The organism is Thermotoga profunda AZM34c06, from assembly GCF_000828675.1.
In the GTDB taxonomy this organism is placed as follows: Bacteria; Thermotogota; Thermotogae; order Thermotogales; family DSM-5069; genus Pseudothermotoga_B; species Pseudothermotoga_B profunda.
This window is the reverse complement of the sequence record NZ_AP014510.1, coordinates 1,768,212-1,782,578: the sequence shown is the minus strand read 5'-3', so window position 1 is coordinate 1,782,578 and position 14,367 is coordinate 1,768,212. Positions and strand designations below refer to the sequence as shown.

At 39.7% G+C, this 14,367-nt stretch carries 12 protein-coding genes and 1 tRNA gene; 11 read left to right on the top strand and 2 right to left on the bottom strand.

Annotation, left to right across the window (positions count from 1 at the left end; translation table 11 throughout):
- Position 1 precedes the first annotated feature (1 nt).
- The 11 genes from carB (at position 2) to TSP02S_RS11145 (ending at position 12,251) form a co-directional block, all read left to right on the top strand.
- Positions 2-3,313: a carbamoyl-phosphate synthase large subunit gene (gene carB / locus TSP02S_RS08700; RefSeq protein ID WP_041083480.1), complete on the top strand. Its 3,312-nt coding sequence runs from the start codon at positions 2-4 to the stop codon at positions 3,311-3,313.
- Positions 3,314-3,401: 88 nt separating this feature from the next.
- A complete protein-coding gene (gene recJ / locus TSP02S_RS08695; protein ID WP_041083479.1) occupies positions 3,402-6,329 on the top strand; it encodes a single-stranded-DNA-specific exonuclease RecJ in 2,928 nt (975 codons plus the stop codon).
- Positions 6,329-6,973 (top strand): Holliday junction resolvase RuvX, encoded by a 645-nt coding sequence (ruvX, locus tag TSP02S_RS10870; RefSeq protein ID WP_070104624.1) that lies wholly within the window; start codon positions 6,329-6,331, stop codon positions 6,971-6,973. Before recJ ends, ruvX begins: the two co-directional genes overlap by 1 nt.
- Positions 6,964-7,040 (top strand) — tRNA-Arg (locus tag TSP02S_RS08690). Before ruvX ends, TSP02S_RS08690 begins: the two co-directional genes overlap by 10 nt.
- Positions 7,041-7,091: 51 nt before the next feature.
- A complete protein-coding gene (gene mreB / locus TSP02S_RS08685; protein ID WP_041083477.1) occupies positions 7,092-8,102 on the top strand; it encodes a rod shape-determining protein in 1,011 nt (336 codons plus the stop codon).
- A 4-nt stretch (positions 8,103-8,106) separates the two neighbouring features.
- Positions 8,107-8,856, top strand: coding sequence for a flagellar hook-basal body protein (locus TSP02S_RS08680; RefSeq protein ID WP_041083475.1), 750 nt, complete (start codon positions 8,107-8,109; stop codon positions 8,854-8,856).
- A 16-nt stretch (positions 8,857-8,872) separates the two neighbouring features.
- A complete protein-coding gene (gene flgG / locus TSP02S_RS08675) occupies positions 8,873-9,658 on the top strand; it encodes a flagellar basal-body rod protein FlgG (protein WP_041083473.1) in 786 nt (261 codons plus the stop codon).
- A 60-nt stretch (positions 9,659-9,718) separates the two neighbouring features.
- Positions 9,719-10,384 carry a flagellar basal body P-ring formation chaperone FlgA gene (flgA, locus tag TSP02S_RS08670; protein ID WP_041083471.1) on the top strand — a complete coding sequence of 222 codons (666 nt, stop codon included), beginning with the start codon at positions 9,719-9,721 and terminating at the stop codon, positions 10,382-10,384.
- A 4-nt stretch (positions 10,385-10,388) separates the two neighbouring features.
- On the top strand, positions 10,389-10,982 hold the full coding sequence (locus TSP02S_RS08665; protein WP_041083469.1) for a flagellar basal body L-ring protein FlgH: 594 nt from the start codon (positions 10,389-10,391) through the stop codon (positions 10,980-10,982).
- Positions 10,983-10,991: 9 nt separating this feature from the next.
- On the top strand, positions 10,992-11,990 hold the full coding sequence (locus tag TSP02S_RS08660) for a flagellar basal body P-ring protein FlgI (protein ID WP_041083468.1): 999 nt from the start codon (positions 10,992-10,994) through the stop codon (positions 11,988-11,990).
- A complete protein-coding gene (locus TSP02S_RS11145; RefSeq protein WP_232503693.1) occupies positions 11,991-12,251 on the top strand; it encodes a rod-binding protein in 261 nt (86 codons plus the stop codon). It begins immediately after the preceding gene.
- Here TSP02S_RS11145 and prfA read toward each other — a convergent pair.
- Entirely contained in the window at positions 12,245-13,309 is a 1,065-nt protein-coding gene (gene prfA / locus TSP02S_RS08650; RefSeq protein WP_082025992.1) for a peptide chain release factor 1, read from the bottom strand. The two genes, TSP02S_RS11145 and prfA, sit on opposite strands and share 7 nt — an antisense overlap.
- Complete coding sequence (locus TSP02S_RS08645) at positions 13,306-14,364, bottom strand: type IV pilus twitching motility protein PilT (protein WP_041083467.1); 1,059 nt, start codon at positions 14,362-14,364, stop codon at positions 13,306-13,308. Before TSP02S_RS08645 ends, prfA begins: the two co-directional genes overlap by 4 nt.
- Between the last annotated feature and the right edge of the window lie 3 nt (positions 14,365-14,367).

Sequence of the window (14,367 nt, the reverse complement as noted above, 5' to 3'; positions counted from 1 at the left end):
GATGCCAAAAAGGGATGATATACATAAGATACTCGTAATAGGTTCAGGCCCAATCACAATAGGACAAGCTGCGGAATTTGATTACTCAGGCACTCAGGCTTTGAAGGCTCTCAAAAAACTTGGTTATGAGATCGTGGTTGTCAATTCAAACTCCGCGACGATAATGACAGATCCTGAATTTTCGGATGCAGTTTATATAGAACCATTGACTGTTGAATACATAGAAAAAATAATTGAGAATGAGAAACCAGATGCTTTGCTTGCAACACTCGGTGGTCAGACTGCTTTGAATCTCGCTGTTGAGCTTTACCAAAAGGGTGTTTTGGAAAAACACAATATTCGACTTATTGGCGTTGAGATAGAGACAATACGCAAAGCAGAAGACAGAGAATTGTTCAAGGAAACCATGAAAAAAGAAGGGTTAGAAGTGCTCAAAAGTAAAGTTGTCTCAAAGGTTACCGAAGCACTTGAAGTTGCAGAAGAACTTGGTTATCCAGTTGTCATCAGACCAAGTTTCACTCTCGGTGGGACAGGAGGTGGTATAGCCTACAATGCGCAAGAGCTCAAGACAATTGTTGCAAGTGGATTGATTGAAAGTCCTGTGCATACCGTTTTGGTTGAAGAATCTGTGATAGGTTGGAAAGAATTTGAACTTGAAGTGATGAAAGATTGTGCAGACAATTTCATAGTAGTTTGTTCTATAGAAAACTTAGATCCCATGGGTATTCACACGGGTGATTCTATTACTGTTGCTCCCGCACAAACTTTGAGTGATGTTGAATACCAACAAATGAGAGATGCAGCGAAAAAGGCTTTGGATGCAATAGGAATAAAGACTGGAGGATGTAATATCCAGTTTGCAGTGGACCCCAAAACCGGGAGAATGGTTGTTATCGAAATGAATCCAAGGGTTTCAAGATCTTCAGCACTTGCTTCTAAGGCTACGGGATATCCAATAGCAAAGATAGCTGCTCTCACTGCAGTGGGGTTGAGATTAGATGAGATCCCAAATTACATCACCGCAAAAACTACAGCTGCTTTTGAGCCGTCCATCGATTATGTCGTTGTGAAAATACCGAGATTTCAAATGGAAAAATTTCCTGGAGCAGATCCGAGATTGAATACGCAAATGAAATCAGTAGGAGAGATAATGGCGATCGGCAGAACTTTTAAAGAGGCACTTGGAAAAGCCATAAGATCGCTCGAATTAGATATAACGCCAAAACTCGACTTGGATCACTTGAAAGAATACCTGGCTAATCCGACTCCAGAGAGAATTTCATATATCTTTGCAGCCTTTCGAAATGGAATCTCCGTTGAAGAAGTCTATCGAGTAACGTACATTGACAGATGGTTTTTGAATGAAATAAAACAGATTATGGACTTTGAAAAAGAACTCAGAAAGAATGGAATGAAAGACTCATTGTTGAGAAAGGCAAAACAATGGGGATTTTCAGATAGAGAACTCGCTGAGATATTTGAGGTTACCGAGAAGGATGTCAGAGAATTCAGGAGAAAGCACAACATCAGACCAGTTTACAAAATGGTTGATACCTGTGCTGGTGAATTTGAAGCGACTACTGCCTATTTCTACTCAACATACAACGGTATTGAAAATGAAGCGTTGCCATCACAAAAAAAGAAGATAGTCATTCTCGGTTCGGGACCAAACAGGATCGGCCAAGGAATAGAATTTGACTATGCCAATGTTCATGCGGTATGGGCATTTCAACAAGAAGGTTATGAAGTAATAATGGTCAACTCCAATCCAGAAACTGTATCGACGGATTATGATGTGTCGAACAGACTCTATTTTGAACCATTGACCATTGAAGATGTTTTGGAAATAATCGAAAATGAAAAACCCGAGGGTGTCGTTATTTCATTTGGGGGACAGACGCCTTTGAAAATAGCTGGCGATTTAGCAAAAGAGGGAGTCAGGCTTATAGGAACCAATCTGGAAGTTATCGAAATAGCAGAGAACAGAGAAAAATTTGCTCAGTTGCTTGAAAAACTTCATTTGAAGACTCCTCCTTTTGCTATTGCTACATCTGTTGAAAATGTCCTGAGAGAAGCAAAAAATCTGGATTTTCCTGTCCTTGTCAGGCCGAGTTATGTACTTGGCGGCAGAGCAATGGCAATTGTCGATTCTGAGCAGGAACTTGTAAAGTATGTTTTTCAAGCCGCATTGGTTTCACCGGGTTATCCTCTAATAATAGACAAATTTTTAGAAGATGCAATTGAATTAGATGTGGATGTGCTGTGTGATGGTGAAAATGTTTGGGTGGCTGGTTTAATGGAGCAAATTGAAGAAGCTGGCATACACTCAGGGGATTCAGCCTGTGTCTTACCGCCTATAAGTCTGTCAGATGATATGATTACGAGAATAGAATCCACGATCTATTTATTGATAAAAGAACTCAAATTGATTGGTCCAGCTAATGTTCAGTTGGCTATCAAGGATGAACAGATTTACATACTCGAATTGAACCCAAGAGCTTCGAGAACCTTTCCTTTCGTCAGTAAGGCAATAGGAATACCGATTGCGAAATTGGCTGCAAAAATACTTGTTGGTAGAAAACTCACCGAATTGTTGGCTGAATATTGGCCATATCCAACAAGATACGATGTTTCAGATTTCTTAAACATCAAGGGAATTCTTCCAACACCATGGCCGCGATTTTATTCTGTTAAAGAGGTGGTTATTCCATTCAATAGATTTCACGGCACTGACTCATTACTTGGCCCAGAGATGCGTTCCACAGGTGAAGTTATGGGAATTGGTGAAGATTTCGCTGAAGCCTTTGCAAAAGCGCAAATAGCCGCTTCGAATCCTCTACCGAAGAAGTCAATCCTTGTTACTGTGAGAGACAAAGACAAAAGAGATGTAATACCGCTTGTATCTCATTTGTTTGACTTAGGATTTGATATTTACGCGACTAACGGCACAGCAAGAACACTGAATTCCGTTGGCATACCGGCAAAACACGTGCCAAAAGTGGGAGAGGGTAGGCCAGATGTCATTGATTTGATAGAACAAGGCAAGGTAGATTTGGTTGTGATAACTCAATCTCCAGATACAATTAAAGGTATTATAAGTGACAGAATTGGGATGAAAGCACCATTGAATTTTGAAGATAAACGTACTGTAGGCTACAGGATAAGAGCTGCAGCGGTGAAAAACAGAGTACCTTACATCACGACAATAGAAGCCTTTAGAGCGACAACATCAGCTATCAGAAGATCGAAAACAAATAACATGTTGATTGTGAGAAATTTGAAGAAGCTCTGCTCACCAAAGTTGGAGAAATGAGCGGCTAACTGCCACTATTTTCTAACGTTCACAAAATAAAAAAATGTGGTTTAATATAATTAATACTACAAGAAGGCAGTTGGCGATTGTGAGGTGGATAGTAAAGCAGGTTGATCAGCAACAGATTCAGTTGCTGTGTGATCAGTTACAGATAAGTTCTTTTCTTGCAAAATTACTGATAAACAGAGGTTTGAAAGAACCACAGGTTGTTTGTAAATTTCTAAATCCAACCGTGGAAGATCTTCACGATCCGATGTACTTGGCTGATATGGATCGAGCAGTTGCTTTGCTGTTCGAAGCTAAGATGCACCGTCTTCCTGTTTTAATTTACGGAGACTACGATGTTGATGGGATAACTGGCGTTGCTGTGCTCAAAGAATTTTTAGACAGATATGGATGGATCACAGAATACTACATACCCAAGAGAATGGATGAAGGATATGGCATTCAACCTTCCGTAATTGAGCAATTCTGTAAGAAGTCAAAAGGAATAATACTAACCGTAGATTGTGGCGTCACTGCCTTTGAAGCAATCGAATTTGCTAATTCTTTTAATTGTTCTGTGATAGTTACAGATCATCACGAAGTAGGAGAAAAACTTCCCAAAGCCGCGGCTGTTATTGATCCAAAAAGACCAGATGATACTTATCCATTTAAAGATCTGGCAGGAGTTGGAGTCGCCTTCAAGCTTGTCTCTGCCATTGCCAAGCAGATGAAAATTGAATCAAAGGAGTTCTTCGATCTTCTTGAGTTTGTAGCCCTTGGTACAATTGCTGATATGGTTAAATTGACCGGTGAAAATCGTTTTCTGGTGAAAGAAGGTTTACAGAGATTGAGAGAGACCAACAGACCGGGATTATCGATGTTATTCTCGCGACTTTGCATAACCGAGCCAGATTCTCGAGAGATTGGCTATAGGGTTGCACCAAAATTGAATGCAGCGGGAAGACTTGATTGCGCTGATGATGCGTTTCAACTTTTGGTTGCTAAGGATAGAGCTTATGCCGAAAGGCTTGTAGAACTTCTCTTTGAATATAACACAACAAGGCAAGAAATCGAATCTGACATCTTTGCCCATGCAGTTGAACAGATTGAAGAGTACGGATTACACAAAGATCCTGTTATTGTTGTTAAGGGACGAGATTGGCATGTTGGTGTGATAGGTATTGTTGCTACTCGATTGGTTCATAGATATGGAAGACCTGTGATGGTTATTTCAGAAACGGAAGAGATTGCGAGGGGTTCTGCACGAAGTGTGCCTGAAGTTAATCTCATAGAACTTTTACAACCTCTGTCATCGTATTTCAAGGAATTTGGTGGTCATCCATTAGCCGTTGGATTCAGTTTGAACCCAGATGGAATCAGTGCTTTCATTGATTCTTTGAGAAGTTGTAAGATTCCCGTGAAGGATTCTTTTGATGTTATAGAAATCGACGATGAAATTCAATTAGAACAGATCGATGATCAAGTGATAAGAGATCTACAATTACTTGAGCCATTTGGTCATGGCAATCCCGAACCTGTTTTTCTTTCAAGAAATGTACCCGTGGAGTTTGTTAGAACTTTTGGGCAAAATCACGCGAATGTCAAGATGTTGATTCGTGTAAATGGTAAAAGAATAGAAGCGCTTGGCTTTGGATTGGGTTACTTGTTGGAAAAACCAAATTACGAGTCCACCAATGTTGATATTGTTTTCAGTGTGAGAAATCACAAGGGACCTATTTCGTTTAACATCTTAGATTTATCCTTGCCTGAAGAAGTCTATGAAATCAATGAGAGCAGTGAGATGTCACAGAAAATGTTTCATCTCGATCAACTGTTAACTCAAGTGAAAGGAAAGCGTTTGTATGTACTTGATCTTAGGACGAGAAACGCATTTTTATACTGGCTTAAAGAGAAAACCAATCTGAGATGTGCTGTAATCTCCATGAATAATATCATTTCTTCCCATCTACACCAGAGCCTTCTGAGACATACCCATAACAGAATATCATATGTGAATTCCTTGAATAGAAACACTTCCGATAGATTTACTTTTATAACTCTCTCTTGTTTTCTAAACGAGAAGGAGAAGATATTCAATCAGTACGATATTTTTCTGATCAACGAACTTTCACTTTTCAAGACCTTTGAAGATCAACCGCAAGTTGCTGATTTTCTGGAGTTTGTGAGATGGAACATTCACAAATTCATGGCAATAAGTGTGAAAAATCCTGATGATTTGTTCAGTTTCGCTACGAAACTTGGTTTTGAAATATCGTATGAAAGATCTTTTAAACTCAATTATGGTTTAGCAGATATATCTGGCGATATAGATTCAGTTTTGAGTGATGCCACATGTTTTTTATTCTCTGATCAGCGTAAATTGTCTGATTTTTATAAGAGATTTAAAGACAAGTGGAGCAACAGAGAGATTCTCATATATTCGCACACGCTCAAGCCGAGTCAGAGATTGAGTGTGGTTAGCAGTGTGAAAAAGAAAAAAATTACCAAATTGATAAGCTCCACAAACACCGATGGGTTACCGACACTTTTGGGGCAAGATATAGAAATCGCCATCCTTGATGCGCCTTTGAGCTTGTTTGAATTGTTGGATGCCGTTTCCTCTGATGGAAACAGTCAACTCTTTGATCTGTGTTTTGGCAATGAGAGTGTTTATGAAAGGCAAAGTGAACTTGAAGAATTGTTTCCTTCTCAGGAATTAGTGGCTGAGGTAATATCAGCTATCGGTACGAATGAAGTGAGTCAAGAAGAGTTTTTAAAGATGCTTGTGCAGTATGGACATTTCAAGAATCAGGCATATGCCAAGGTGATGTTGAATATTCTCAAAGATCTTGGAGCAATTATCAGTCCCGAGAAGATTTCTCTTGTTCGAATAGATTTTTCACGTACACCAGTGAGAATTATGGAGAGAGAATTGGAACTTGTTTATTTCAATAACATAACAAAACCACTTTTGATGCAAAAAGTGAAAGGTATATACAAGGCACTTGCAAATGTGAAAATGGTGATTTGATGATTCTCGCGATAGATTATGGTGAAGTAAGATGTGGATTGGCTTTAGGTGAGAAACTCGCAACAAAATTGTGGACGGTGGGCAGGCAAGAAGTGTTCTCTGAAATCTCCAAGCTCGAGAATGTTGACTGTTTTGTGATTGGATTACCTCTTTCAATGAGTGGTAGATATTCACAGCAAACCTTCAAGGCAATAAAATTCGCAGAAAAACTTCATATCAAATTTGATAAAGAAGTTTACATGGTCGATGAAAGGCTCTCAAGTACACCGTTCAAAGGAAGAAAAGATATAGATAAATTGAGTGCAGCAGAGATTTTCGATAGATTTGTCTCGTCAAATACTAACTGTTACAGAATAAGTCCTCCCTTAAGATTGAAAGACGAACAATTGATAAAATTGAAAGATATAGAGGGTAAGGTCCTCATCGTGAATCTTTCTGACACAAGGGTTTTAAAGGATAAAAGCTGGATTGTCTTTCAAAAAGATCCATATTACGCTTATCTGTTTCACAAGATGGGATGTCATGTCGAGAGAGATCAAAAAAAATTGGAAAACTTCGCGCCTTTTGATATTATCATTGCTGAGGGTATGTGTGAAGAATTAAAGTATTTGTTAAACCCAAATGGTAGAATCTTGTGCCTGTAGCTCAAACGGATAGAGCGCTGGACTCCGGATCCAGAGGTTGCGGGTTCAACTCCCGCCAGGCACACCAGATTGTCTCCTAAGGTTATACAGGATAGGAGAGTTCAGGGAGGTTAAGCAAATGCCAAAAGGTGACTTGGGTATAGATCTTGGTACAGCCAGTTTTATTGTTTATCAAAGAGGAAAGGGTATTGTGATCTTTGAGCCTTCCGTTGTCGCGATTTCTGAAAAAACAGGTGAAATAGTTGCGATTGGCGAAGAAGCCAAGAAGATGCTCGGCAAGACACCTGATTACTACAAAGCGGTTAAGCCTATGAAGGATGGGGTGATTGCAGATTACAAGACCATTGAAGCCGTGATCAAAGAATTCATAAACCGCACCGTGAAAAAATCTTTCTTGTTCAAACCAGAACTTGTCATAGGTATTCCCACAAAGGCTACAAGTGTAGAGAAAAGGGCAGTCTTTGAAGCTGCATTAAATGCCGGTGCGAGAAAAGTTCATGTTATCTCTGAGCCGCTTGCAGCAGCAATAGGTGCTGGTATAGAAGTGACGAAATCCGAAGGAAATATGGTTGTGGATATAGGCGGTGGAACAACGGACATCGCTGTGATAAGTCTTGGTGGAGTTGTGATAGGTGATTCGATAAAGATCGCTGGTGATGCAATGGATGAGGCTATCGTGAGATTTGTAAGGCGAAAATACGGACTTGTGATAGGAGAACCAACAGCAGAGCAGGTGAAGATAAAAATAGGAAAAGTTCACCCTTCTATGGAAACATATCAAATGGAAATAAAAGGCAGAGATGCGGTGACAGGGTTACCCAGAACAGACCAAATAAATTCCGATGACGTTTTAGAAACATTGAAACCATTAATTGAAACAATAATAGGCAGGATCAAAATGGTTCTTGAGAAGACTCCACCAGAACTCGCAGCAGATATTATCAATCAAGGCATAGTCCTAACCGGTGGAGGAGCGTTAACAAGAGGGCTCGATCTACTCATGTCTGAGGAACTTGGAGTGAAAGTCATCGTAGCAGAAGATCCTATAACCTGTGTGGCAAAAGGTACTGGTATCTTGTTGGAAGACCAGGAGCTTTTGAAGGTAGTTGCGACTTCTTATTCGAGGTGATATTGTGATAAGAGGTATCTACACAGCAGCGATGGGGATGCTGCTGGATACGAGTAAAGTTGACACTACAGCAAACAACCTTGCAAATATCGAAACGGTGGGGTACAAAAAAGATAAATTGATCTTCAGAGCCTATCAAGATCGAGCAATTTATGCCTTGCCAAACAGAAAACATCCAATTGGTAATCTGACATACAGTGCAGTTCTTGATGATGTCTATCTGGATACCTCACATGGCACTTTTTTAAAAACAGATAATCCACTCGATCTTGCGATAGAATCCGATGGTTATTTTGCTTTGCAGGGAGAAAATAGTGTTTATTACACTAAGGCGGGTAATTTTAAGTTGGATGCAGAGGGTTATATAGTAAATGCCGATGGATTGAGATTGCTGGATGAAAATGGTGAGGCTATACAATTCTTAGATGGTTACAGTGTAGATCAGGATGGGTATATCAAAGACAGATTCAACAATATCGTCACAAGAATTGGTGTGTACACTTTTGAGAATCAATCACAGCTGAGAAAAATAGGCTACACACTCTTACAGCCCACTCCTCAAAGTGGTGAGGCAGTTGCCGAGGAAGATTTTAGGATTTTACCAGGCTATGTTGAATTATCTAATGTAAATGCACTCTTAGAAATGACAAAATTGATAGAAGCTCAAAGACATTTTGAGATATCACAAAAAGTCGTTGTTGTCGAAGATGAATTATTGGCAAAATTAACGAGCCAAGTTGGTTCGTTGAGATAGTAGGAGGTGTACCAAGATGATGGTCTCTTTGTATTCTGCGGCAACTGGTATGTGGGCTCAACAATATAAGCTCGATACGGTTTCAAACAACCTCGCAAATGTTGATACAACGAGTTACAAGAAAGTTCGAGCAGAATTTCAAGATCTTGTGTACCAATATTACAAAAATGCCGGCACACCTACCGCAGTCAATTCAACGATACCCACAGGTATATATTTTGGTCATGGAGCACGGTTAGCTGCTACAACGAAGATCTTTTCATTGGGTAATATGGAACACACGGGAAATGCACTTGATGTAGCCATTACAGGAGATGGTTTCTTTCAAATACAGCTCCAAGATGGTAGAACTGCTTATACGAGAGATGGATCTTTCAAAATAGACAGTAATGGCACAGTTGTGACTGCAAACGGGCTTGCTCTAATTCCAAATATAGTTGTTCCCGCCGATGCAGTTGCGATAAATATCTCACCCGATGGTATCTTTTCTGTTGAAATGCAGGATGGTACAATACAGAATCTTGGCACTGTGACGCTTGTAAGATTCGTAAACCCCGCTGGTTTGAAGTCGATTGGTGATAATCTATATCTTGAAACGACGGCCTCAGGAGCACCGATAGAGGGCACACCCAATCAAGATGGTTTTGGAGCGTTGCAACAGGGATATCTGGAAAAATCCAATGTTGATGTAGTAAAAGAGATGGTCGACATGATCACTGCGCAAAGAGCATATGAATTAAATGCACGAACAATTCAAACCGCTGATAGTATGCTCCAAACTGTTTCCACACTCAAGAGATAATTTTCTTTTCTCATTGCGGATGCGCATCCGCCTTTCTCTGATTGAGAAGGGATGGAAAAGGTGAAAAAATTAATATCGATACTATTGTTCCTCCAAGTCTTTTTATGGGGTAGTAATTTATTAGAACGAGTTCAGGACTCTGTTATAGAGTATTTGTTGCTGAAATTTGGTGATGAGGCAACGATCACTAACCTTCAATTTAAACAACAAATTCCTCAAGCAGATGATTTTGAGATACTCTCCTTCAATATTTCCAGTGGAAAAGTGAATGTCTTGACCAAATTTCTTCAGAATAATACCTTCTCTGGATATGTACAAGCTACTGCAGATATTTCTATCTTAAGGAATGTTTTAGTAGTATGTAGAACTATCAAGAGCGGGGAAATAATAAGAAAAGAAGATCTCTTAATCGTTCAAATGAATGTTTTTGGGAAAAACGGACAATTCACGGACAAAATCGATGATGTGGTAGGCAAGATGAGTAGAAAAATGTTCAAAGAGGGTGAGCCAATAGATCTTATGTATTTGAGTAAGCCACCCGATGTTAAGGCAGGACAAGTTTTACCAGCGACGATTCAAATCGGTTCGGTAGTAGTTACAACCTTTGTAAGGGTTGTGCAGGATGGGAATTTTGGAGAAATCATCAAGGCAAGGAATCTCTCGACGGGTTTTCTAATACACGGGGTACTCAAAGAAGATTATTCGATATGTGTCATGGGGAGTTGAAATAATGAAGAGATTGTTCATCGTGTTGATTTTGGTTCAGGCGTTGATCATCTATAGCGCATCGTTATGGAATAGCTCGACAAATAATCAATTCAAAAATATAGTAGGTGATCGTAAGGCAAATAAAGTAGGAGATATTGTGACCATTGTCGTAAAAGAAACACCAAAGATCAATGCCACAAGCGAAAACACTGCTTTTGAAAATGCGTTGTTGAATCTCTTCACGGGTGCTGTGAAAAACATCACGCAGTTTGATCTATCACAATTCATACCCATAAATAACAACTCGACACAGCAAAGATCAGCACAATTGAGTTCTACTGTTACCCTTACCGTTTCAGCTGTGGTAGTTGATGTACAGAACGGGAATTTGATCGTTGAAGGCAATAAAAAGCTCAAAGTAGGCGAGCAACTCAGTGAAATAATAATACGTGGAACTGTGAGACCCGATGATATAGCTTCAGATAATACAGTTGATTCGTCGAAGATCGCGAATTGTCAAATATGGGTGAATGGTCAACTCGTCTTCAGACAAAATCCCGATCAAGAGTCTTGGCTTGATTATATTCTCTCGGCGATCGCAAAGTGGTTCTTGTGAGGTGACAATATGAAAAAAGTGTTGTTTGTTCTGTTTTTGGTTATTCTGATCACACAGATATTCTCCATTACACGCATAAAAGATATCGCAATTTTCAGAGGAGCAAGAGACAATCAACTCTTTGGACTTGGTGTCGTTGTTGGTTTGAACGGCACAGGTGATTCTGGAAAGATCAATTCGACTCTGTTGTCAAATATGGCAAAAGTGTTTAACATAAGTATAGATGCCGCAGATCTCAAGACAAGAAATAGTGCTCTGGTGATGGTTCTGGCTGATATCCCTCCATTTTACAAAGAGGGTATGAGACTCGATGTGACAGTTGCATCAATAGGAGATGCGAAATCTCTACAAGGTGGTTTGCTGATACAGACTCCATTATATGGTGCAGATGGCAATGTATATGCAGTTGCACAGGGGAATATCAGTGTTGGTGGCAACGAAGTGAAGGTTTCGGCGAATTTGCAGAGCAAATACAAAATAGTCGGGTACATTCCAAATGGTGCGATCGTCGAAAAAGAAATTCCATCTGAATTCGTTGAATCGAACAATGTCACGATTCTTTTGAGAACGCCTGATTTTACAACAGCAGCAAGGGTTGCACAAGCGATAAATACAACCTTTGATAGAAAAATAGCAAAAGCAGTTGATGCATCTTCGATAAAGACGCAGATTCCCTCAGCTTTTGAAGACGATGTGGTTACATTCCTTTCTTTGGTGGAAGAAATAGAGGTTTCTGTTGACCAACCTGCGAAAATCGTGGTCAATGAGAAGACGGGAACAGTTGTATTTGGAGGGAATGTGAGGGTTTTGGACTTCACTCTTTCATACGGAGTATTCAATATAAGTGTTAAGAATGGAAGAGTTTTGTCTGACAAACAAGTAGATGCAACGGTTTCAGAATTGGTGACAGCCCTAAAAAGTCTCGGTGCAACTCCTCAAGATATCATAGCGATTTTGCAGACAATGCACAGTGCTGGTGTTTTGCTTGCAGATCTGGTGGTGATGTGATTGATCTCATCTATTTCAAGTGTCGGACAACAAGATAAATTATGGAATGCTTGCTCTGAATTTGTGGGTTCTCTCTTTTATGATATTTTCAAAAAGATGTATGAATCCATTCCTCAATCTGATCTCATACCAAAGAGTTCTGGTGAGAAATGGTTTACCAACATGCTATTGTATGAATATTCAAAGCAAGCGGCAAAAGATGACTTGAAACCTCTTGTTGATATGATATACAAAAAGCTCGCTACAAAGACATATCAATGAGTGGAGATGGCATTCTTTTCTTTGAGTAATTTGACAAGTTCATCTTCGAGGAGCTTGGTTATTAATTCATCCAGATCGCCATCCAGAACATCTTTGAGTCTATAAGTGGTGTAGTTAATTCTGTGATCCGTCACGCGGTTTTGAGGAAAGTTGTACGTTCTAATTTTCTCGCTTCTTTCCGCTGTACCTATCTGACTTTTTCTCTGTTGTGAAAGTTCTGCTGAGATTCTCTCTTGTTCCATTTCATATAATTTGGCGCGTAGTATTGAAAGAGCTCTCTCACGGTTTTGATGTTGTGATCTCTCACTCTGACAAGATACAATCGTTCCTGTGGGTAGATGTGTTATTCTCACAGCAGATTCAGTTTTATTCACGTATTGTCCGCCGTGTCCAGATGCTTTGAAGGTGTCGATTTTTATGTCTTTTGGATCTATGTATATTTCTACATCAGAAACTTCTGGTAACACTGCAACTGTAGCCGTTGATGTGTGTATTCTTCCTGAAGATTCAGTCACGGGGATTCTTTGAACTCTGTGAACGCCGCTTTCGAGTCGTAAGAATTTGTATGCCGATTTACCTTTTATGAGAAAAACGATTTCTTTGAAACCGCCGAGACCTGTGTCGTGAAAGTCATAGAGTTCCACCTGCCAGTTTTTTCGTTCTGCATACCTTGTGTACATACGATAGAGATCTGCTGCAAATAGGGCTGCTTCTTCGCCACCTGTACCTGCTCTGATTTCGATAATGACATTATTGTACTCCTTAACTGGAAGGAGTTGCGATATCAATTGAGTCATTTTTCGCTCGTATTCTTTTTTTGACTTTTCAATTTCGATTTCCGCAGAAGGATCTTCTTGTAAAATTTGTTGCCAAAAATCGATTTCTTCTTCTATAATTTTTAACTGTTCATATGTCTCGAGAATTTCTTTCAAATTAGAATACTCAACGGACAATGATTTAATCTTTTCGGGGTCAAGATTAGAATCTGTCAAATTGATTTCTAACTCACTGACTCGCTCACTGATTTTTTGAACCACAGATTCTATAACGTCCTTCATCCTACTTTTCGCCTCATTTCTTCAGGATTTCTTGCATATTCGTAAACCTGTGACTTGTCTATATAGCCGTTGGCATAGGCTTTGAACAAAGCATCGTCGAAGAGCACCATACCTTGCTTTGCGCTTGTTTGCATGATTGATTCCACCTGATGCAACTTGTTTTCTCGTATTAAGTTCTTGATAGCAGCTGTACCAATTAATATTTCAAGAATCGGTACCATACCTTTTTGATCACAACGCGGTAACAATCTCTGGTAAATTATCGCGACAAGTGTATTCGCAAGTTGCAATGCGATTTGTTTTTGCTGATGGGCTGGAAAAACGTCTATAACCCTTTCTGGTGCACTTGCAGCGCTGTTTGTATGTATGGTACTGAAAACCAGGTGCCCTGTTTCAGCGGCAGTGAGTGCCAATGCCATGGTTTCAAGATCCCTCATTTCGCCCACTAATATCACATCTGGGTCTTGTCTCAAAGCATACTTGAGACCATCGTAAAAACTCTTGGTGTCCTGTCCAAGTTCTCTTTGGTGTATTATAGATTTTTTGTTCGTGAAAATGTATTCTATTGGATCTTCGATTGTGATAATGTGATAAGGGTGATTCTCGTTTATGTAGTCTATCATCGCAGCAAGGGTTGTTGATTTTCCGCTTCCAGTTGGACCCGCGACGAGTATCAGACCTGAATCTCTTTCTGTGAAATCTTTGAGTATCTGTGGAAGACCAAGTTCATCAAAAGTTCTGATTTTTCGAGTTATTAGCCTCAGTGCAAGAGCTGGTTTTCTTCTCTCATAATACAAGTTACCACGGACTCTCACCTGATCTCCAACACTGAAGGCAAAATCTACCTCTTTTTTGTTTGAGTCTACTGTTAAGCCTATATGATTGAACAAAATCTCTATGGCTCCCATTAGATCATTTTCGGTAACAAGTCCGAGATCTTTTTGAACGACCAACAAACCATTTATTCTGTAAATGGGTGGTGTATCAACACAAAGATGAATGTCAGATGCTTTTTTATTGAAAGCATCTGACACAAGTCCCGATAACTCTATCATTTT